Here is a 19053-nt window from a genome sequence, read left to right as displayed (position 1 = left end):
ATTACATGATCCGCCCGCTGTTCCTCTCGCACGGCGCGCCGACGCTCCCCTTCGAGGATGTCGCCGCCCGCGACTTCCTCAAGGGACTTCCGACCGCCCTGACGCGGCCCCGCGCGATCCTGGTGGTTTCCGCGCACTGGGAAACGCCCATCCCTAGCGTCAACGCAGTCGAGCGCAACCGGACGATCCACGACTTTGCGGGCTTTCCGGAGGCGCTCTATCAGCTGACCTATCCCGCGCCGGGTGACCCGCAGCTTGCCGACCGGATCGTGGATCTCCTCGCCGAGGCGGGACTTCCCTCGGCCACGGATACCGCAAGGGGTCTCGATCACGGGGCCTGGGTGCCGTTGATGCTCGCCTGGCCGGACGCCGACATCCCGGTGGTGCAACTGTCCGTGCAAAGCCAGCTCGGTCCCGGCCACCACCTGGAAGTCGGCCGAGCAATCGCGCCGCTTGCTGAGGAAGGCGTGCTGATCGTCGCCAGCGGCAGCTTCACGCACGACCTGTCGAGCTGGCGCGGCCAGGCAGGCATGGCAGAGCCCGAATGGGTTACGGAGTTTGCAGACTGGTTCGACGCAGCGCTGGGTGAAGGACGCACCTGCGATCTGCTGGCCTATCGCCGCCTCGCCCCGCACGCGCAGCGTAACCATCCAACCGAGGAGCATCTCCTGCCCCTGTTCGTTGCACTGGGTGCGGCGGGAGCCGGCGGCCCCGTGCAACGGCTCCACACCAGCAACACCTACGGCGTCCTTCGGATGGATGCCTACGCCTTCGGCGCCTCAACTATTTCGACCCAACAAGAAGGAAAGCAGCCATGAGCAAAGTTCTCGTCCTCTATTATTCGACCTATGGCCATATCGAGACGATGGCGCAGGCCATCGCGGAAGGCGCGCGAGAAGCAGGCGCGACTGTCGATGTCAAACGTGTGCCGGAAACCGTTCCCGAGGAGGTGGCGCGGGCCAGCCATTTCAAACTCGACCAGGCTGCTCCGGTCGCGACCGTGGCCGAGCTTGAGAACTATGACGCCATCGTCATCGGGACAGGCACGCGCTTCGGAAGGATCTCGTCGCAGATGGCCGCCTTTCTCGATCAGGCCGGCGGGCTGTGGGCGCGCGGCGCGCTCAACGGCAAGGTCGGCGCGGCCTTCACATCAACGGCCACCCAGCATGGCGGGCAGGAAACGACACTGTTTTCGCTCATCACCAACATGCTCCATTTCGGCATGACCATCGTCGGGCTCGATTACGGCTTCGCCGGACAGTCAGGCCATGACAAGGTCCGTGGCGGCGCGCCCTACGGCGCCACGACCATTGCCGGCGGCGATGGCAGCCGCCAGCCCGATGAGGATGAACTCGCCGGGGCCCGCTATCTCGGTGCGCGCGTCGCAAGAACTGCTGCCAAGCTGTTCGGCTGATCTCGAGCGGCAGGGCGCCGTCACACGATGGTGCCCTGCCCGTCAACGCACACCAAAACCGACTGCACGGTCAGGCCAGTGGCACAGAGAGACGAGGGGATAGCATGTTCGAGAGCACCGTGACTTTCCTCGACTGGGTCGGGATTGTGGTTTTCTCGCTCACTGGCGCGCTGGTCGCATCACGAAAGCAGATGGATGTCGTCGGATTCGTCCTACCATTGGGGTGAGGTCTTCACCGAATGGCTACGGCGCTGCAGCCTCTGCGGCCAGATAACCGTGAAGCGGAACTGATCGACGAACTGACAGGCGAACTCGAAGTGCTTGATGTTCTCGATGTCGGTTGCGAGGATGGCACCCTCCTGGCCAGTTTTTGCGGCAGGGGTGTAAGGGTTACGGGCGTCGATCTTGATACCGCCATTTTGGCAGCAGCCTTGCAACGTGCCGACGCTATGCGACTGCCCTTCACGAAGTCGCTCGCATCTAATGCGACGACTAATGCTATGCGTATACGCTGCTGCGTGCGGCCCCGAAGGCAATGACGCTATACCGCTGCGCGCGAACACCCGGCACCTCCATGCCCGCCATCCGATGGGCATTCCCGCAACTGCAAGCCCACAAACACCTTTCTGGCGGCTCGCCAGTACGCGGTTCATGTCCGCAATAGGAACGTGTCCCTCGAAGGCGATCCCGTCCACGATCGCGGTGTGGCATGACACCAGGTTTGCGGGAAGACCACCTGCCGTTGGAACGCGGTACGGTTCGCGTCATCGACGATTCGCAGATTTCTGCCGAAGGCCTGCCGAACCCGCGCAGCCCATTGTTCGCAGCACCCACACCCCGGATCGCGATGCATCAGGATGTCGCCTGCCGCTAGCGCGGGCGTCGAAAACAACGCCAGTGCCAAAACGAGCTTTCGCATGTGTGATCTCCTTATCCGCGGGTGGCCGCCTAACCGCCCCGGTGTAAACTAAGGTCCAGTCCGCATTTGCCGGTAGTCACATGGCAACGCGCGGAGGGTGGCGGACCGCCCTCCGCGCACCTTGACTTACTTGTGGTCCATGCCGCTCATGTCGTGACCAGCATGCTCACCAGCCTGCTCGCCATGTTCCTTGCAGCAGGCCATCTGGCCGTGCTCGTCCTTCTTACAGCAACAGCACGGCTTTTCTGGCGTCGGTGCAGGCTCTGCTGCAAACACGGCGGTAGAAAGCGAGACCGCGAGGGCGCCCGGCAGATACTTGGATTTCATGTGTATTCTCCAGATAAGTTTGAAATGGATCGAGGAAGCACTTGGCGCGGGGGCGGTGTCGGCGGTTCAAGCGTCAACCCGGACAGGCTTTGCGGAGCCCGGACCTCAGGACTGATCCAATGCCATCCAGTGGCATTCAGATTGGTGCCGATAGCGGGTGCCGGAAAGATGCACGAATGGCAGGCCCGCGCCACGTCTGGTGTGTCATGACGATGTGAGCGGTCGCCGCTACCCGGCATGTCGCAGCATTCCATGCTAACCGTCTGAACCGGAGCCTGTGCCGTCGCGGCTCAAAGCGGGCCTGAGCCGAACACCGATGCAAGCGCAACAATGAGAGCGACGGCCGAGTTCACAGGATCAAGTCTTGCTCCGGCGCGACCGATAGGTCCAGACCAAGTCTTTGCCCGTTGCCATCAGAACTAGACCCTGAGCCCGGCCACGAAACTGACTGCTTCGGGATCTTCCCCGGCAAGCCGCGCCAATCGCGCAGTCTCGCCAGTCTTTTTGCTCCATTCCACGCCAACGTAGGGCGCGAATTCCCGCCGTATCTCGTAGCGCAGGCGCGCGCCCAGTTCGAAGTCCGTGAGACCTGATCCTGCCCCGATCGCCGGCATGTCCTGAGCGGAGATGTTGAACTCCGCCCGAGGCTGGAGGATCAGGCGCTGGGTAATGCGCTCATCGTAACTTCCCTCAAGTCGCGCGCGCAGGTCGCCCTTGTCCGAAAGAAACATCTGTCCGGTCAGATGGAACCAGTACGGCGCGATCCCTTCGACGCCGACAACGGCATAAGTCCGCGAGGGATTGGGGACTATATCGTGCCGCACGCCGACATGGGCATTCCAGAATGGCGAGATCGCGCGCGAATAGAGCGCCTGAATCTCCAGGTCCTCGACTGGTTCGCCGAAAGTGCCCTCGCCTTCCGTCTTGATCAGGAGGCGATCGATGTCGCCGCCAAACCATGCTTCGCCTGCCCAGCGATAGCCGTCCCTGCCCTTTCGGGCCTGGAATTCGGCAAGGTCGAAGAGCACCATCGATCCTTAGAACGCCCCGTTCTCTCGCCGCAGCGCCTCTCTCGCCCGCGCCATTTCGGCAGGATCGAACACAGCATCGGCGGCATGATCACTTGGCGGCGCCGGGGCGGGCGCAGTCCCGATCACCGGACCGTCCTCAGACATGCCCGCCATAGCATTCATGTCGTGGCCGGAATGATCCACGGCTTCGACCTGTGGCGCACTGGCCGCCTTCGGCTCCGCAGCGTGTCCGGCATGGGGATCGGCCGCGGCAGGCGCGGAAACTGCGGACTTTGGCGGACCATGGCCGGAATGATCTGCCGCAGCCGGCGCGGCTGGACCTTGTTGAACTGACGCCGGCACATCCTTCTTGCCATGTCTGACATGGAGGACTGGGCCGCCGCGATGCCAGGCGCTGCCAGCAGGACCGCAGCACTGATGAGAAGGGTCGTCTTCATGCCGCGTCCTCCTCATGGCGCACGGTCACGACCCGGAACATCCCCGACATCATATGCAGCAGCATGTGACAGTGGAATGCCCAGTCGCCGAGCTCATCGGCAGTCAGATCGAACGAGACCCTGCCGCCAGGCAGGACGTCGACCGTGTGTTTCAGCGGATGATGGCCGGGATTCCCAGTATCCAGTTCGAAGAAGTGTCCGTGCAAGTGAATCGGATGGGGCATCATGGTGTCGTTAATGAGATTGATGCGCACCCGCTCCATGTGGCGGAACGGGATTGGCTCGGTATTTTCGCTGAACTTCTCGCCGTCGAAGGACCACATGTAGCGCTCCATGTTGGCGGTCAGGTGCAGATCGATCTCGCGCGACGGCGTGCGCTTGTCTGGATTGGGCGCGAGCGATTTGAGGTCGCGGTAGGTCAGCACCCGGTGCTCGACCTTCTCAAGACCGGTCGGACGTTCTCCCGTGCGGTCCACGGGCATCGGCGAGAGCGTTGCGACGCCAGGCCCCAGCTTGACCTGCGGCGCGACCGAGGGATCGCGCATTTTCATCGAACCATGATCCGCCCCGGGCATGTCGTGGCCCATGGCTGCGTGGTCTGCTCCGCTTGTATCGCCGTCGGACGCAGCCATATCGCCCATGCCCATGTCCTTCATGGTGAGCAGCGGACGTTCGCGGATTGGCGGAATCGGCGCGGCCATGCCGAAGCGCGGAGCAAGCGTCGCGCGCACCTGACCGGAGCGATCGATGGCCTCGGCAATGAAGCCATAGGCCTCGTCGGCCCTGGGTTCGACGATCACGTCATAGGTCTCCGCGATGCCGATCTGGAATTCGTCGGTCTCGACCGGCTGCACGTTTTGCCCATCGGCGGCGACCACCGTCATCGCGAGACCCGGAATCCGGACATTGAAATTCGTCATGGCGGCTGCATTGATGATGCGCAGGCGCACCCGCTCGCCGGGTGCGAACAGTCCGGTCCAGTTCGCGGTACTGTCATGACCGTTGACCATGAAATGATAGGTTGCGCCGGTGACGTCGGAAATGTCGGTCGGGTCCATCCGCATCCCGGCCCACATGCGGCGTTCGGAGGCCGACTGGTCCTTGCCCGCGAGCAGGCCGGAGAGAGTCTGCTTCTGCATGTTGAAGTAGCCAGGCTGCGCCTTCAGCTTCCGCAGTTGGGTATGCGGATGCATGAAGCTCCAGTCGGCGAGCATGATTACATGTTCACGGTCATAGGCGACCGGATCGGGCGCGGCGGGATCGATGACGATCGCGCCATACATGCCCATCGCTTCCTGCATGCCGGAGTGACTATGATACCAATAGGTGCCAGACTGCTTGACGGGGAACTCGTACACGAAGGTCTGGCCGGCCTTGATCCCCGGAAAGCTCACCCCCGGCACGCCGTCCATCTGGAAGGGCACGAGCAGCCCGTGCCAATGGATCGAGGTTTCCTCGTTCAGCGTGTTGTTTACCGCGAGGCGAACGTTCTGGCCCTCCTTTAACCGGATGACCGGGCCAGGTGTCGCACCGTTGATGCCGATGGCATGCCCGTCACGTCCGCCGACCCGGAGCGAGGCATGACCGATGGATAGTGCGATTTGCTCCCCGGACACCACGGACATCGGGCCTGCGAGGCCAGGAGTTCCACTGCGCGCCCACGCGGGGAGCGCTGCCGAAAGCGCGAGGCCCCCGCCCCCCAAAGCAGCCGAACGAATGAGGGTACGGCGATCGAGCGCAACGGCAAGGGCCGAGATCGCAATGACCGGCATGCCGGGTATGGCAAGCCATGCGCCGATGCCGATCACGGGTTTCACCGCCCGGCTTGGCAATGACAGGAAATCGATGACTTTGCTGCTCCGTCGGCCGCTTGCCAGCGGGACTTACCGCGTGACCTGGAGCGCGGCCGGAGCCGACACGCATCGCATGGGCGGCGACTTCAGCTTCACCGTACGCTGAAGACTTGGACAACCTGCCTGTCATCGCCATCCGGTTCGCGCTTTACGCCGACCTGATGGTGCTGGCAGGTGTGACAGCCTTCTCGCTTTACGCGCTGAAACCCGAGGAGCGAGGCACTGCCTTGCTGCCGCTGGCCAAACCTGCCCTCCTCCTTTCGCTGCTCGGACTGCTGCTGTCCGGCTCCGGCATGATCGCACTTGTCGCAGCCATGACCGGGACCAGCCTCTGGGAAGTCGATGGCTCGGCCTTCAGGGAAATCGTTACACAGAGCGCCATCGGCAGCGCCTGGGTCGTGCGCATGGTGGCAGTCTCAATTGCCCTGCTTGCCGCACTGGCGCTTGGCCGAAGCCCACGCCTTGCAAGATACTGTCTGCTTGCCTCGGCTGTGCTTGCCATCGCCACGCCGGTCTGGACTGGCCATGCCGGTGCAACCGGAGGGTGGACTGGATCGCTCCACCGGCTGAGCGACATCGTCTGCATGCTGGCGGCGGCTATATGGATCGGCGGAATTGCCGCGTTCTCCTGGCTGCTTTTTCAGCCATTGGCGCACCAATCCGATGCGCAGATCAGGATCGCGCATCGGGCGCTTGAACAATTCTCGCGGGTTGGGACGCTTGCGGTCGCGTTGATCGTTCTCACGGGCATCATCAACAGCCTGAGCCTGATGGGCTTGCCGCATCCATACGGCTTGTTCGCTTCGCGCTACGGCCAACTCCTGCTTATCAAGCTCGCCCTGTTTGCTGCAATGCTGATGCTGGCGGGTGTCAACCGCTGGCGGCTGACACCCGCTCTTGGTGCAGCCATCGCCAACGGCAATCCGGTCCCCGCGTTACGTGGTCTTCGGCAAAGCCTGGTTCTGGAAACGTCCACAGTGCTTACGATCCTCGCCGTGGTGGCCTGGCTGGGTACGCTGGAGCCGATCATGGCGAACGGGTGAATTACCCCTTGACCCTGACATAATGTCAAGGTTGATGAGTGTTGCGACCAGAGGAGTACGAAGTATGACCGAATCGCATCATGACCATGCGAAATGCGCGCATTCCGGATCGAAGGCTCCAGGGACGGTGATTGACCCCGTCTGCGGAATGAGCGTCGATTCTGCGACGACCACGCATGTCGCGACCCATGACGGCGTCCATCACTACTTTTGCAGCGCTGCCTGTCTAACCAAGTTCAAGGCCGATCCATCACGTTATATGAGCGATGCGCCGCGACCGGCAGAGCCGGTGCCAGACGGCGCGACCTGGACCTGCCCGATGCATCCGGAGGTCCAGCAGTCGGGGCCGGGAAGCTGCCCGATCTGCGGCATGGCCTTGGAACCGATGACGCCGACGCTCAACGATGGACCGTCGCCCGAATATGCCGACATGAAGCGGCGCTTTGCATTCGGCCTCATCCTCTCCTTGCCGGTGGTTGCGCTCGAAATGGGCGGGCATTTGACCGGACTGCGCCATTATCTGGATGGAAACATCGCCAACCTGGTCCAGATGGTTCTGGCGACGCCGGTGGTCCTGTGGGCGGGCTGGCCCTTTTTTGAACGCGGCTGGGCCTCGGTGAAAAGCCGCCACCTCAACATGTTCACCCTGATTGCGATGGGAACGGGCGTTGCCTGGATCTACAGCATGGCGGCGGCGCTTGCGCCCGGTATCTTCCCACCCGCGTTTCGCGCAATGGACGGCTCAGTCGCGGTCTATTTCGAGGCGGCGGCGGTCATTACCGTGCTGGTCTTGCTTGGCCAACTGCTTGAACTGCGTGCCCGGGAAACAACCAGCGGTGCGATCCGCGCATTGCTCGACCTTTCGCCCAAGCTCGCCCGCCGGGTTCGTCCCGATGGTAGTGACGAGGAGATCACACTCCACCAGGTTCTGGTCGGCGACACGCTCCGCGTTCGCCCAGGCGAGAAGGTTCCGGTTGATGGCGTGGTGCTGGAGGGCCGCGGCACGGTCGATGAATCGATGGTGACTGGCGAGTCCATGCCGGTGACCAAGGAGGCTGCGTCAAAGCTGATCGGTGGCACGATAAACCAGACCGGCGGCATTGTGATGCGCGCCGAGAAGATCGGGCGCGACACCATGCTGGCGCGCATCGTCCAGATGGTAGCAGAAGCCCAGCGCAGTCGTGCGCCCATACAGCGGCTTGCCGACACAGTGTCGGGCTGGTTCGTGCCGGCGGTGATCGCCGTCGCAGCGATCGCGTTCGTCATCTGGTCCCTAGTCGGCCCATCGCCTGCAATGGGCTATGGCCTGATCGCAGCGGTGGCCGTGCTGATCATCGCCTGCCCCTGTGCGCTTGGCCTCGCGACCCCGATGTCGATCATGGTGGGGGTCGGACGCGGTGCCCAGGCCGGTATACTCATCAAGAACGCCGAGGCTCTCGAACGCATGGAGAAGGTCGATACGCTTGTCGTCGACAAGACCGGCACGCTCACCGAAGGCAAGCCTGCGGTGGTTGCGATCGAGACGGCCGAAGGGTTCGACAGTCAAGAGGTTCTGCGCCTTGCCGCGAGCCTCGAACGCAGCAGCGAGCATCCGCTAGCCCTGGCAATTGTCAGAGATGCAGAAGCCAAGAGGATCGCAATCAGCGAACCGGGCGACGTCGATCAGCCAGTCGGCAAGGGCATAACCGGCATCGTCGATGGACATCGGCTTGTTGCTGGAAATGCCCGCTTTCTTCAGGAACAAGGGGTCTCGACTGCCCCCCTGGCGCAACGTGCTGACGCCCTGCGCGCTGACGGGGCGACCGCAATTTTTCTTGGCATAGATGGCAAGGTTGCGGGTGCCATCGGCATTGCCGATCCGGTAAAGCAGACTACGCCTGCCGCGCTCAAGGCGCTGGCCGAAGCGGGTATCCATGTCATCATGTTGACCGGGGACAATCGCGTCACGGCTGAGGCCATCGCGCGGCGGCTCGGCATCGACGACATCGAAGCCGATGTGTTGCCAGACCAAAAGAGCGCGATCGTCAAGCGCTTGAGGGACGAAGGCAGGATCGTGGCGATGGCAGGCGACGGTGTGAACGACGCCCCTGCGCTTGCCGCTGCCGATGTCGGCATCGCCATGGGCACCGGCACAGACGTTGCGATTGAAAGCGCAGGCATCACACTGCTCAAGGGCGATTTGACGGGGATAGCGCGTGCCCGGCACCTCAGCCACGCAACCATGACCAACATCCGGCAGAACCTGTTCTTTGCCTTTGCCTACAACGTCGCTGGTATCCCGGTGGCTGCGGGCGCGATCTACCCGCTGTTCGGCATCATGCTTTCACCGATCATCGCAGCGGCGGCGATGGCGCTTTCCTCGGTCAGCGTCATCGGTAATTCGCTGCGTCTCAGGAGGATTACGCTATGAACCTTGCCAGCAAGCGCGCGTGGCTGCTGGCCGCGGCATCGGGCGCGCTGATCGCCGCTTTCCTGCTCTATCCGGAACACCGGCAGCACTTCTTCGGGCTGATCCCTTACGCATTCCTGCTCGCCTACCCGCTGCTGCACTTCTTCCATGGCGGCCACCACCAAGGACGCTACCCGAAGTTCGGCGAACAGCGGCCATGAACATCGGACAGGCATCGAAGACCACTGGCGTGTCGGAGCGGATGATCCGGTACTATGAGCGCGTAGGGTTGATGCCGCCCACTGACCGACGCGACAATGGTTACAGGGATTATTCGCCGCAATCGATCGAGCGCCTGCGCTTCATTGCCAACGCCCGCGGCCTTGGCTTCTCGCTTGAGGAGATCGCCACTCTCCTCGGCCTATGGGACAACCGCGAGCGGACGAGCAGTGAAGTGAAGGCCGTTGCCCTGGCACATGCCGATGATCTTGGTCGCAAGGCCGCAGCACTTGAAGCCATGCGTCGCGCCTTGCTGGAACTGGCCGAAGGGTGCAGCGGCGACAGCAGACCCGATTGTCCGATCCTCGACGGGATCGCAGTCAGTTGACCAGATCCTCTGGACACCTGCACATCGATGCGGTCGCACGCGAACACATCCGGACGGAAAGATTGCTCTTAATCAGCGGGTCCTAGGTTCGAGCCCTAGTGCGTCCACCACTTTCCCCCTACTTTTCAATCAGATACTAATGTCGCCGGATCGGGCGATTGAGAGCATTTTTGTGCTAGGTAGCTCTCTAGGTAGCAGCGCGCTAATTCGGCACTGCGGCTGCTCAGCCTCCGCACATCAGCGTTCACGGTGAAAGATTCATGGCCTGCGCTTTGTCCGACTGCGCTTGTGCGAGTCGTCGTTTCACCTCCCAGCCAGCGCGACTGCTACCCATCTTGCTCCGCGCCAGCATCGCACGCTGGGATGGCCGCTTAGAGCCTCAGGCAGCGCGGTGTCATAATGACAGCTAGGGTCAGGATCTGTAATTGTAGAGCTAGGCGGTGTGATCCCTTGAGGGTTTCATGGATCTGTCCGCACTGACCGGACAGAGTTAGCGTCCGCGCTCGTGGTGTAATTTCCGGTGTAGGCGATGGTGTATTCCGGGGTGGGGCATGCCCCACCCCGGAATGCGGCGTCGCTGGTGGCCACCGGGTTCATCGTTATGGTGGAGTTTGCACACTTCAACCGTGACGAAGAGGAGTTCCCGATGACCGAGGACAGATTACTGATCGAAGAGCTGGCTGCAAAGGGCGACCAACCGGATTTTTTGCGCACCATCGCCGAGAACGTGCTGCAGCTGATCATGGAGGCCGACGTTGATGGCCTGATCGGCGCGGGTCGCCACGAACGCAGCAGCGAGCGCGCGACCTGGCGCAACGGCTATCGCGACCGTTCGCTGGATACCCGGGTAGGCACGCTGAACCTGAAAATCCCCAAGCTGCGTGCTGGGTCCTATTTTCCGGGCTTCCTTGAGCCCCGCAAGATGGTCGAGAAAGCGCTGGTTGCGGTGATCCAGGAAGCGTGGATCGGTGGGGTCAGCACCCGGCGGGTCGATGAACTCGTCCAGGCCATGGGCATGACCGGCATCTCCAAGTCCACCGTCTCCAAGCTTTGCAAGGACATTGACGAGCGCGTCCATGCCTTTCTGAAACGCCCGCTCACCGGCGAATGGCCGTATCTCTGGCTCGATGCCACCTATCTCAAGGTACGCGAAGGCGGGCGGATCATCAGCGTTGCCGCAATAATCGCCATGGCCGTCAACACCGAGGGCCGGCGCGAGATCGTCGGCCTGCATATCGGCCCCTCGGAAGCGGAGGTCTTCTGGTCCGACTTCCTGAAGGACCTTGTTCGGCGCGGTCTTACCGGCGTGAAGCTGGTCATCTCCGATGCTCACGAGGGCCTCAAGGGCGCGATCACCCGCGTCATGGGCGCCACCTGGCAGCGCTGCCGGGTGCACTTCATGCGCAATGCCCTGTCCTATGTGCCCAAGGGCCAGAACACTGTCGTCGCCGCCGCGATCCGCCAGGTCTTCCTGCAGCCCGATCAGAAAAGCGCAACGCAGGTCTGGCGACAGGTCGCCGACCAGTTGCGCACCCGTTGGCCCAAGCTCGGCGCCTGCATGGACGAGGCCGAAACCGACGTGCTCGCCTACACCGGCTTCCCCACCCAGCACCGCACGAAGTTACACTCAACCAATCCGCTCGAGCGGCTCAACAAGGAGGTCAAGCGCCGCGCCGACGTCGTCGGAATCTTCCCGAACGAAGACAGCATCATCCGCCTCGTCGGGGCTGTGCTGATGGAGCAGAACGACGAGTGGCAGCTCCAGCACCGATACATGCAGATCGAAGGCATGGCCGAACTCAACCAACCCATGATCGAGGAGGAAAATCAGCCCCTACACATCACCGCCAAAGCCGCCTGACGATGGCCCACGGCCACAGCCGAAATTACACCACCTTGACGGACGCGACCCCGGACAGATGCCTGGCCGTGCTGTATCGGGTCTCACGGAGGCGAACGTTGCATTGACTCGAAGCGGGCTTGCGGGCCCATCCGGTAACCTTCGCAGATCGTCCGTCCCTGCGTTCCCTCTCGGGACACCGCCCTCGGATCAGCGTTGACGCTTCACCGCTGGCAAACAGATTCTATCCTACCTCACGCTTGGAACAAAGTGCCATCGCGCAGCATGGCGTGCATGATGACAGCAAGGCGGCGGGCGAGCGCGACGCGAGCCTTCTTGAGACCTCGGCGCTTGGCGATCTTCGTGGCCCATGTCTTCAAGGCAAAGGTCTCCCGGCTCCGGGTGAGGATCGAGTTGGCAGCTTCATACAGCAGCTTGCGTACTGTGCCGTCGCCCTGTTTGGTGATCCTGCCGGTCCAGTCGATCTCGCCCGACTGATGGCGTCGGGGCACCAGGCCGAAGTACGCGCCGGCATTGCGCGATTGTCGGAAGCGCCCGGCTTCATCGACTGCAGCGGCGAAGGCGGCCGACGTCTGCACGCCGACGCCCGGTATGGTCATCAGGATTTCGCAGGCCTGTGACTGGCTGGCAATGATGCGCAGGCGGCGGTCCATTTCCTTGATCTGCTCGACCAGCTCGGCGCGCACGGACAGCAATGACGTGATGGCATCGCCCAAGCCGGGAATGTGGGCAGCCTGCATGATCCGCTCAAGGAATGCTCTCCCTTGTCCGGGACCAGGGCGGTAGCCGAACGTGGCGCAAAGGCCGCGGATCATGTTGTCGAGCCGGACACGTGCTTCCACCAGGTGGCCACGCGCGGTTATCACGCTGCGCACCCCATGCGCTGCCGGAGATTTGACGTGCACCTCCTTGTAGAAGCCCGTCCGCGCCAGTTGCGCGAGACCGGCGGCATCGTGCGGATCAGTCTTGTTCGCCTTCATCGCCTTCAGGCTCTGGTGCGCCTGGCGGGCATCGATACACACAACCGGAACGCCCAGTTCGCGCAGGCCAAGGCAGATCGCCGGCGACATTCGCCCTGTTTCGATCACCGCTCGCTCGATAGGACCACATCGCTCAAGCAGCCCGGCGATCGCCTCGGGGGAACTCTCGACCTTCTCCGAGACCAGCTTTCGGCCATTTTCGTCAACGATGCAGACCTGCGTGGTTTCCATCGACAGGTCCAATCCGGCATAATGCTTCATGGCTGCTTCCTTCCTTCAGGATTCGACAACCAGAAGTGTGCGCCTCTACCAAGGTCCGAGGGAAGCAGCCGCAATTACACGATGACTCATTGATCAGAGCCAGAAGCAGAAGGTTGCAGCGATGGTGATGGCGGACATGAATGTGTGCGCGCAGCGGTCGTAGCGGGTGGCGATGCGTCGCCAGTCTTTGAGACGGGCAAACAGGTTCTCGATCTTGTGACGCTGGCGATAGAGCTGCTTGTCATAGGCGTGCTGGACCTTGCGATTGGCCGTTGGCGGGATGCATGGGGTGATGCCGCGGCTGGCAAGGGCGTGGCGGAACCAGTCGCTGTCATAGCCCTTGTCAGCCAGCAGTTCCTTGGCTTGGGGCAGCCGCGAAAACAGCAGAACTGCGCCTTTGTGATCGCTCATCTGCCCTTCGGTGAGTAGCATGACGATCGGCCGACCCTGCCCATCGCAGACCGTGTGCAGCTTCGAGTTCAGCCCGCCCTTGGTGCGCCCGATACATCGGGAAAGAGCCCCCCTTTTAGGAGGCTGGATGCCGTGCGGTGCGCCTTGAGATGCGTCGCGTCGATCATGATCCGGTCGGGTTCGCCGGCGGCGCCAGCCAGTTCGGCGAAGATGCGGTTAAAGACCCCGAGCCGGCTCCAGCGCACGAACCGGTTGTAGATCGTCTTGTGCGGACCGTACCCCTTCGGAGCATCGCGCCACATCAGACCGTGCTTGATGACATAGACGATGCCCGAGATAATCCGACGGTCGTCCACCCGTGGAATGCCATGCGACAGCGGAAAAAACGGTTCGATCCGGCGCATTTGCGCCTCGCTCAGCAGAAACGGAACATCCACGACCAGCGCCTCCTCGACGCTGACCTTGAATCAACCAATCACCCCCTGTGCAAGCAATTCAATGGGTCCTGACCCTAGGTCACCCGAGCTCCGATCCAGATCACCCGGCCGACAATATCGACGCCCTTGCGCTGGATGCCCTGCCAGCTCGGATATGCAGGGTGGTCAGTAAGAACGGTCAGACGGTTCTTCGTTGGGTCGATCGCTATTCGCCTTACGAAGATTTCAGAAGACCCACGGATGGCGTAAAGGCCTTCACGCACGCTCTCCTGGAAGCGAACTCGGCTAATCATAACCTCGTCGCCATTGCAGAGGGTCGGCTCCATCGCCTCACCAACGATTGGCAAGATTGCGACACTGGCGGGCTGATCACACAGCCGACCGAGCCAAGCCGCATCAACCAGCCGCCATTGTGAGCGTGAATCGTTACCTGTCCCGTTCAGCAAGGGGACTTTGACTATCGAACGCTGCCCGACCGTCGGCCCCTCCTTTCCACCGAGCTTCTCTACGGGCACGTCAAAATGCAATGCCAGCAGCGCTATATCGCTTTGGTCAAGGCGGACTGGAGAACCTCGTTTAATGAACTGCTGGATGTATGCCGAGTTTCTCCCGAGGAGGCGCGAAATTGATGCGTAGGTCTCTCCTCGCTCGCTGATTAGGCCATCCAACGCCTCCCGCGGCCCCATCCTATCATCTCCTTCGATTTCCTACCTCACTATCACATGCCGGAGGACGAATCCTAGTCGGACAGCCCCGACAAGGTCAGTAGGGCAAGCGAAAGAAACAAACGTCGTACGGGAGCACAATGCCACGGCACCTGCGCTACTGGGTCGGCCTCGACGCCGGCCACTTGGAGACTGCGGTCTGCCTCGTCGATGTCGAAGGACACGTTTTCTTCGAGGCAATGACTGAGACCCGCGCTGCTCCGATAAGAGATATCCTTCGACGGTTCGGCGTTGAGCCTGTCCAGTCTATTACGATCGAGGCCGGTGTCGGCACTCAAATGGTTCGGGATCTCCGTTCATTCGGGTTTCCCGTTCAAGTCGTCGACGTTCGCAAATCAAGCAAATTCCTGGCGATCCGACGTCAAAAGACTGATGCGAATGATGCCAAAGGTCTCGCTGAGCTTGGCCGACTGGCGCAGTCCTTCGGTCCCCATGTTTTCATCAAACCGGTGGAGCACCAGGACATCCGGATAATGATCAACATCCGTCGAACCCTGCTAAAGCATCGAGCCAGGACGGATGCGCTGCTCCAGTCCATATTCAGATTGCACGGTGCCAGTATCAAGCTCCTGAATGGGCGAGGATCGCTCGCAGCTGAAGTCGCGAATCAACTCAGGCTTTTGAGGACCAACGGCGTGACGATCCGCGTCGATTTGGATCCCCTGGTCAGGATGGGAGAAGAACTGCGCTCTCATATTTGGGATATGGATCGAAAGATGCGCACAATGGCCGCCAGCATCCCGGTTTGCGCCAGATTTCAGACGATTCCTGGCGTTGGGACAATTACAGCGCTGTCATTTTACAGCGCCGTCGGAGACCCGTACCGCTTTAGAAGCAATCGAGATGTCGGGCCTTATCTCGGCCTAACGCCCAATCTGTATCAATCCGGCGCCACCGCGCGCCGCGGCCGGATCAGCCGTTACGGAAACAAGCTGACCAGGTCGCACCTAATCACGGCAGCCACCGTGCTGCTTCGCACAATCAAAACCGAAAGTTCATTGCGTACTTGGGGCCTCCGGCTGGCAACAAAGATCGGATTTCTCAAGGCTCGCGTTGCCGTCGCAAGGAAGCTCGCTGTGATCATGATGGCAATGTGGAAGACGGGCGCCTCGTTTGATCCAGACAAATCGAAACCGCGGTTCCTCCAGCCGGAGGAGGCAGGCTTGGACCCCGCACGTATTTCTGGGACCAAGATCCCGTTGTAGGTAATTGGGCCAAGCCTGCCGTCTGATCCCGCTGCCGGGGGCCTTCTGTAAAGGGTCAAACCTGACGCATTATCCGCTAATTCACCGATAGGGCATCAAGCATGACACATTATGTGCCCATGGGCAGCAATGCGGGCCGAACAGCAACGCCGCCGATCGCTGCCATGTATCGGCCGCGACGTTAGTTTGAGAGCGCGACTGCCGGGAACGCCAGATTACGCGCGAGATTCTCAATTTTGTCGCGCCATGCCAGCTTTTCTAGCCATGATCGGCGGATCGACGATGCGCCGTAAATTGCGCCAGCCAACTGCCCGGCAATTGCGGCAGTAGTGTCGGCATCCTCACCGAGGTTGGCTGCCAACAGCACTGCGTCGTCGAAGCTCGTCGTGTTTGCCACGGACCAGATCGCTGCTTCGAGGCTGTGCGCGACGAATCCGCTGCTCGCAATCTGATCGCGTGCTTTCCCGCGCCAGCTACCGGCCATGATTGGACCGACCTCCGGTCCATATTCGCCCGAGGGAACCGCCAGTGCTTCCTCAAAGTCGGCACCTAGGATAGCCGCCCGCAAGACCAGTGCATACGCTTCACAGGCCTCGAGGCACGCATCTGCAGCGTGCGTGGTCATGCTCTGTAGGCGGGCTACTCGTGTCACTACTGCGGGATCTTGCTGTATCCCCCAGATCGCGACTGGCGCGAGCCTCATTAGTGAGCCGTTGCCTGCTGAGTACGGATCGGTCGAGCCGGCAATCGGGTCGCCCGTTTCCTCGAACCGAGAAAGGGCCTGCCGGGTTGCGATCCCGATATCAAAACAACTGCCCGTGGGACTGAAGGCGCCGTTCCTCCACCAATCGACAAAGCGCCGTTGTGCTTCTCCCGGCTCAAACGCCGAGCCCTTGGCCGCGCTGGCGAGCAGAGCTTCTCCCAGCGCAAGGGCCATGGAGGTGTCATCGGTCCAGGTCCCGGCATCCAAGCCGAATGGCCCTCCCCCGACCATGTCCGTGATGTGGGCATAGCTGTCGCGCGGCTTGAACTCGAGCGTCGCCCCCACAGCATCTCCGACCGCCAGTCCAACCAAACAGCCATATGAGCAATCATAGATACGCTCGATCTCTCGCAAGTGATCTTCTTGTGCCTTCGTCTCAATGGCGCCAGGCCTGACGCCACGAACGTGAGCGATTGCACCACTAGCGTCAGCAAGGCCAAGTTCGATGAGCAGTCTCGCCGCCACTGTGCCGGCTCGGCCCAGCCCTCCCCGGCAATGGATAAAGACGCTTTTCCCGTCGGTGAGTAGACTGCGCAGCCGGGCTCCGGCCGTGTGCCATCGTTGCTCGAATTCCTCGCCAGGAGCGGTGACGTCGGGGATTGGGAGATGAAACCATTCCATCCCACGCGCAGCAACCGCAGTCTCCAGGTCTGCGACCCCCAGCAGCTCCATCTCGTGCTTCTCAATCAGAGAGACGACAGCGGCAGCCCCCCACCCACGCACCGCGTCTAGATCGGTCGCAAGATCACGCTTCCAGGTAAAGCCAGCGAGCGCAGGCCCTTGTTTTCCTGGACAGAAGGATATGCCGATGCGTCCTGATGCGGCCGGAAGTGTAGGGATCTGGATCGGATCAGTGGTGCTTGTTCGAATATTTCTGCTCATCGCGCTTTGATATGACCCATGTACGACATTATCGGTCGCATGCCCCAAAGGCGTCAGAAAAGGTATTGGTTAGCGCAAGGAGGCAGCCGGGCTTTCATCCGGCTGTTGCCTTTTGGGGTTTAGGTTGGCCCGTCTTCCCAGACGGAGAGACCCGGATTTGCAAATGTCCGGTCTCCGTTCTGCGTGAGTCAAAGCCGCCGGCCTTCTCGACCAGGTCGCTCAGCTTGCTTTCACCATAAGTTCGGGGGTCAAAGTCTGAGGCGAGCGCTGCGAGGCGTTGGCCCACCCGCCCTAGAGGCACCCAGCCCCCTTCATCATCGAGCTGTGAGATGGCAGTTCGGATCAAGGGTGCGGCAGCAGTGGGCGACTTCTTTACGCTAGCCGGACGGGTATCCAGTCGGCCAAGTTCATCTGACGTTGGCGCCTCCGGCAGCAGGTTCTCGGTGTAGATGAAACGGCGACAGGCTTGTCGGAAGCTCTCGGGAGTTTTCTGCTCTCCGAAGCCGTAGACATCGATCCCCTGCTCACGGATACGCGAGGCCAGCCCGGTAAAATCACTGTCGGAAGAGACAAGGCAAAACCCGTCGAACCGACCGGTATGCAAAAGATCCATCGCGTCGATGACCAAAGCGATATCCGAAGCATTCTTGCCGCTGGTGTACGCAAAGTTCTGGTGCGCCTTGATCGCATGCGTGGCGAGAACGTCGGCCCAGGATTTAAGCCTAGTCCCGGAGAAATCGCCGTAAATGCGGCGAACACTTGCCTCACCGATCTTGGCAATCTCTTCAAAAAGGCGCGGTGCGATCCGGGAGGATGCATTATCTGCGTCAATCAAGACAGCAAGCCGTGGGGTGCGAGGTTCATTAGCCATTTTGCACCATTGCCTTGATATCCATTAATCAGCCGATAAAACTTGCAAGGCGGCGGCTGACAATGGCCTGATCTTGATGGGTCCTGAGCAGGCGCTTGGCCCTATCGTGCGCGAATTCATCCACATTGAGAACGACTAAACTGTAGCCATGCCTCGGCAGCAAGTCGGCGCGGCGCTCATCATATCGTCGGCGCTGTTCGCCCCGAGGTACCCCGGAAACCATTGGCTTATCGTCGAAGAATCCGACACGTTCGCGGTGTTGGCGCTCATGATATTCCACGACGAGGCCAAGAGCAGGATAGAATCCGTCGACAGGCAGCGGCTTTCGGTAACCACGCCGATCTAGATCGCCGGTAAGAAACTCAAAGCAGTGCTGCCGGACGGCCTTCAGCCCGAGAACTGCGTCGCAGAGGTCGAGTACGTACTGCTCGTCGCGAATTGCGACTTCGGACGTGCCATTTGCAGCCTGTGACGTCGATCGCAGCCTGACACTTGCTCCGCCTAGCTGCGCCATGACCCGTTCCATGTCTTGGTGCTCATCGCTCCCTCGCACGACCTGCCAACGTCCGTTGTTCGGATGCCAAGCAAGACTTGCGGCTCGTAGGGCAGCTCGAAAGCGCTTCGGATCCATTCCACT

At 61.4% G+C, this 19053-nt stretch carries 20 protein-coding genes and 2 pseudogenes; 11 read left to right on the top strand and 11 right to left on the bottom strand.

Features of this window, described 5'->3' with window-relative positions; all coding sequences use genetic code 11:
* Positions 1–5: 5 nt before the first annotated feature.
* From LQ220_RS05710 to LQ220_RS25005, 4 genes are all read left to right on the top strand, one after another.
* Positions 6–818: a class III extradiol ring-cleavage dioxygenase gene (locus LQ220_RS05710; RefSeq protein ID WP_230187347.1), complete on the top strand. Its 813-nt coding sequence runs from the start codon at positions 6–8 to the stop codon at positions 816–818.
* Positions 815–1414, top strand: a complete 600-nt coding sequence (wrbA, locus tag LQ220_RS05705) for an NAD(P)H:quinone oxidoreductase (protein WP_230187346.1) — start codon at positions 815–817, stop codon at positions 1412–1414. Before LQ220_RS05710 ends, wrbA begins: the two co-directional genes overlap by 4 nt.
* 104 nt (positions 1415–1518) lie before the next feature.
* On the top strand, positions 1519–1641 hold the full coding sequence (locus LQ220_RS05700; protein ID WP_230187345.1) for a TRIC cation channel family protein: 123 nt from the start codon (positions 1519–1521) through the stop codon (positions 1639–1641).
* Between the two features lie 12 nt (positions 1642–1653).
* On the top strand, positions 1654–1953 hold the full coding sequence (locus tag LQ220_RS25005) for a class I SAM-dependent methyltransferase (protein ID WP_354957139.1): 300 nt from the start codon (positions 1654–1656) through the stop codon (positions 1951–1953).
* Here the strand turns inward: LQ220_RS25005 and LQ220_RS05690 are convergent.
* From LQ220_RS05690 to LQ220_RS05670, 5 genes and pseudogenes are all read right to left on the bottom strand, one after another.
* A pseudogene (locus LQ220_RS05690) lies at positions 1913–2333 on the bottom strand (DUF411 domain-containing protein). The gene LQ220_RS25005 and the pseudogene LQ220_RS05690 sit on opposite strands and share 41 nt — an antisense overlap.
* Before the next feature lie 126 nt (positions 2334–2459).
* Positions 2460–2660, bottom strand: a complete 201-nt coding sequence (locus tag LQ220_RS05685) for a hypothetical protein (RefSeq protein WP_230187344.1) — start codon at positions 2658–2660, stop codon at positions 2460–2462.
* A gap of 419 nt (positions 2661–3079) precedes the next feature.
* Positions 3080–3811, bottom strand: a pseudogene (locus LQ220_RS05680) (copper resistance protein B); the annotation flags it as partial.
* Positions 3812–3849: 38 nt separating this feature from the next.
* Entirely contained in the window at positions 3850–4128 is a 279-nt protein-coding gene (locus tag LQ220_RS05675) for a hypothetical protein (protein ID WP_230187343.1), read from the bottom strand.
* Positions 4125–5900 (bottom strand): copper resistance system multicopper oxidase, encoded by a 1776-nt coding sequence (locus tag LQ220_RS05670; RefSeq protein WP_230187516.1) that lies wholly within the window; start codon positions 5898–5900, stop codon positions 4125–4127. The genes LQ220_RS05675 and LQ220_RS05670 overlap by 4 nt, the downstream gene beginning before the upstream one ends.
* Here LQ220_RS05670 and LQ220_RS05665 point away from each other — a divergent pair.
* From LQ220_RS05665 to LQ220_RS05640, 6 genes are all read left to right on the top strand, one after another.
* The gene (locus tag LQ220_RS05665) at positions 5845–6087 is read left to right on the top strand and encodes a copper resistance protein CopC (RefSeq protein ID WP_354957136.1); all 243 of its coding nucleotides are present in this window, start codon (positions 5845–5847) and stop codon (positions 6085–6087) included. The genes LQ220_RS05670 and LQ220_RS05665 overlap by 56 nt on opposite strands.
* Positions 6088–6091: 4 nt before the next feature.
* Complete coding sequence (gene copD / locus LQ220_RS05660) at positions 6092–7024, top strand: copper homeostasis membrane protein CopD (protein ID WP_230187341.1); 933 nt, start codon at positions 6092–6094, stop codon at positions 7022–7024.
* Positions 7025–7088: 64 nt separating this feature from the next.
* Positions 7089–9434: a heavy metal translocating P-type ATPase gene (locus tag LQ220_RS05655; RefSeq protein ID WP_290369016.1), complete on the top strand. Its 2346-nt coding sequence runs from the start codon at positions 7089–7091 to the stop codon at positions 9432–9434.
* Positions 9431–9634 carry a DUF2933 domain-containing protein gene (locus tag LQ220_RS05650; RefSeq protein ID WP_230187340.1) on the top strand — a complete coding sequence of 68 codons (204 nt, stop codon included), beginning with the start codon at positions 9431–9433 and terminating at the stop codon, positions 9632–9634. Before LQ220_RS05655 ends, LQ220_RS05650 begins: the two co-directional genes overlap by 4 nt.
* Positions 9631–10020 carry a Cu(I)-responsive transcriptional regulator gene (cueR, locus tag LQ220_RS05645; protein WP_230187339.1) on the top strand — a complete coding sequence of 130 codons (390 nt, stop codon included), beginning with the start codon at positions 9631–9633 and terminating at the stop codon, positions 10018–10020. Before LQ220_RS05650 ends, cueR begins: the two co-directional genes overlap by 4 nt.
* Before the next feature lie 646 nt (positions 10021–10666).
* Complete coding sequence (locus LQ220_RS05640; RefSeq protein WP_230187514.1) at positions 10667–11881, top strand: IS256-like element ISSpma2 family transposase; 1215 nt, start codon at positions 10667–10669, stop codon at positions 11879–11881.
* 233 nt (positions 11882–12114) lie between these two features.
* Here LQ220_RS05640 and LQ220_RS05635 read toward each other — a convergent pair whose 3' ends face one another.
* The 3 genes from LQ220_RS05635 to LQ220_RS05625 form a co-directional block, all read right to left on the bottom strand.
* Positions 12115–13122: an IS110 family transposase gene (locus tag LQ220_RS05635; RefSeq protein WP_230187338.1), complete on the bottom strand. Its 1008-nt coding sequence runs from the start codon at positions 13120–13122 to the stop codon at positions 12115–12117.
* 93 nt (positions 13123–13215) lie between these two features.
* A protein-coding gene (locus LQ220_RS05630; protein ID WP_230187337.1) for an IS5 family transposase occupies positions 13216–13970 on the bottom strand; the annotation gives its coding sequence in 2 pieces (ribosomal slippage) (positions 13216–13652 and positions 13652–13970; 756 coding nt in all).
* 74 nt (positions 13971–14044) lie between these two features.
* Positions 14045–14656 carry a S24 family peptidase gene (locus tag LQ220_RS05625; RefSeq protein WP_230187336.1) on the bottom strand — a complete coding sequence of 204 codons (612 nt, stop codon included), beginning with the start codon at positions 14654–14656 and terminating at the stop codon, positions 14045–14047.
* A 119-nt stretch (positions 14657–14775) separates the two neighbouring features.
* On the opposite strand from LQ220_RS05625, the gene LQ220_RS05620 reads away from it, so the two are divergent.
* Positions 14776–15900 (top strand): IS110 family transposase, encoded by a 1125-nt coding sequence (locus LQ220_RS05620; protein WP_230187335.1) that lies wholly within the window; start codon positions 14776–14778, stop codon positions 15898–15900.
* A 181-nt stretch (positions 15901–16081) separates the two neighbouring features.
* Here LQ220_RS05620 and LQ220_RS05615 read toward each other — a convergent pair whose 3' ends face one another.
* The 3 genes from LQ220_RS05615 to LQ220_RS05605 all read right to left on the bottom strand — a co-directional run bounded on the left by LQ220_RS05615 (position 16082) and on the right by LQ220_RS05605 (position 18942).
* Entirely contained in the window at positions 16082–17545 is a 1464-nt protein-coding gene (locus LQ220_RS05615; protein ID WP_230187334.1) for an ADP-ribosylglycohydrolase family protein, read from the bottom strand.
* Between the two features lie 94 nt (positions 17546–17639).
* On the bottom strand, positions 17640–18416 hold the full coding sequence (locus tag LQ220_RS05610) for an NYN domain-containing protein (RefSeq protein ID WP_230187333.1): 777 nt from the start codon (positions 18414–18416) through the stop codon (positions 17640–17642).
* A 28-nt stretch (positions 18417–18444) separates the two neighbouring features.
* Positions 18445–18942, bottom strand: coding sequence for a hypothetical protein (locus LQ220_RS05605; RefSeq protein ID WP_230187332.1), 498 nt, complete (start codon positions 18940–18942; stop codon positions 18445–18447).
* Positions 18943–19053 lie beyond the last annotated feature (111 nt).

The organism is Sphingobium sp. CECT 9361, from assembly GCF_918741285.1.
In the GTDB taxonomy this organism is placed as follows: Bacteria; Pseudomonadota; Alphaproteobacteria; order Sphingomonadales; family Sphingomonadaceae; genus Sphingobium.
This window is presented reverse-complemented; position numbering and strand designations above follow the sequence as displayed.

What these genes read in the sequence shown, in the direction of transcription:
- LQ220_RS05655 (WP_290369016.1), top strand. Translation starts at nt 7,089, where the DNA reads ATGACCGAATCGCATCATGACCATGCGAAATGCGCGCATTCCGGATCG.
- cueR (WP_230187339.1), top strand. Translation starts at nt 9,631, where the DNA reads ATGAACATCGGACAGGCATCGAAGACCACTGGCGTGTCGGAGCGGATG.
- LQ220_RS05625 (WP_230187336.1), bottom strand. Translation starts at nt 14,656, where the DNA reads ATGGGGCCGCGGGAGGCGTTGGATGGCCTAATCAGCGAGCGAGGAGAG.
- LQ220_RS25005 (WP_354957139.1), top strand. Translation starts at nt 1,654, where the DNA reads ATGGCTACGGCGCTGCAGCCTCTGCGGCCAGATAACCGTGAAGCGGAA.
- LQ220_RS05710 (WP_230187347.1), top strand. Translation starts at nt 6, where the DNA reads ATGATCCGCCCGCTGTTCCTCTCGCACGGCGCGCCGACGCTCCCCTTC.
- LQ220_RS05670 (WP_230187516.1), bottom strand. Translation starts at nt 5,900, where the DNA reads ATGCCGGTCATTGCGATCTCGGCCCTTGCCGTTGCGCTCGATCGCCGT.
- LQ220_RS05620 (WP_230187335.1), top strand. Translation starts at nt 14,776, where the DNA reads ATGCCACGGCACCTGCGCTACTGGGTCGGCCTCGACGCCGGCCACTTG.
- LQ220_RS05635 (WP_230187338.1), bottom strand. Translation starts at nt 13,122, where the DNA reads ATGAAGCATTATGCCGGATTGGACCTGTCGATGGAAACCACGCAGGTC.
- LQ220_RS05610 (WP_230187333.1), bottom strand. Translation starts at nt 18,416, where the DNA reads ATGGCTAATGAACCTCGCACCCCACGGCTTGCTGTCTTGATTGACGCA.
- LQ220_RS05650 (WP_230187340.1), top strand. Translation starts at nt 9,431, where the DNA reads ATGAACCTTGCCAGCAAGCGCGCGTGGCTGCTGGCCGCGGCATCGGGC.
- LQ220_RS05615 (WP_230187334.1), bottom strand. Translation starts at nt 17,545, where the DNA reads ATGAGCAGAAATATTCGAACAAGCACCACTGATCCGATCCAGATCCCT.
- LQ220_RS05640 (WP_230187514.1), top strand. Translation starts at nt 10,667, where the DNA reads ATGACCGAGGACAGATTACTGATCGAAGAGCTGGCTGCAAAGGGCGAC.
- LQ220_RS05700 (WP_230187345.1), top strand. Translation starts at nt 1,519, where the DNA reads ATGTTCGAGAGCACCGTGACTTTCCTCGACTGGGTCGGGATTGTGGTT.
- LQ220_RS05675 (WP_230187343.1), bottom strand. Translation starts at nt 4,128, where the DNA reads ATGAAGACGACCCTTCTCATCAGTGCTGCGGTCCTGCTGGCAGCGCCT.
- LQ220_RS05605 (WP_230187332.1), bottom strand. Translation starts at nt 18,942, where the DNA reads ATGGAACGGGTCATGGCGCAGCTAGGCGGAGCAAGTGTCAGGCTGCGA.
- LQ220_RS05685 (WP_230187344.1), bottom strand. Translation starts at nt 2,660, where the DNA reads ATGAAATCCAAGTATCTGCCGGGCGCCCTCGCGGTCTCGCTTTCTACC.
- wrbA (WP_230187346.1), top strand. Translation starts at nt 815, where the DNA reads ATGAGCAAAGTTCTCGTCCTCTATTATTCGACCTATGGCCATATCGAG.
- LQ220_RS05665 (WP_354957136.1), top strand. Translation starts at nt 5,845, where the DNA reads ATGAGGGTACGGCGATCGAGCGCAACGGCAAGGGCCGAGATCGCAATG.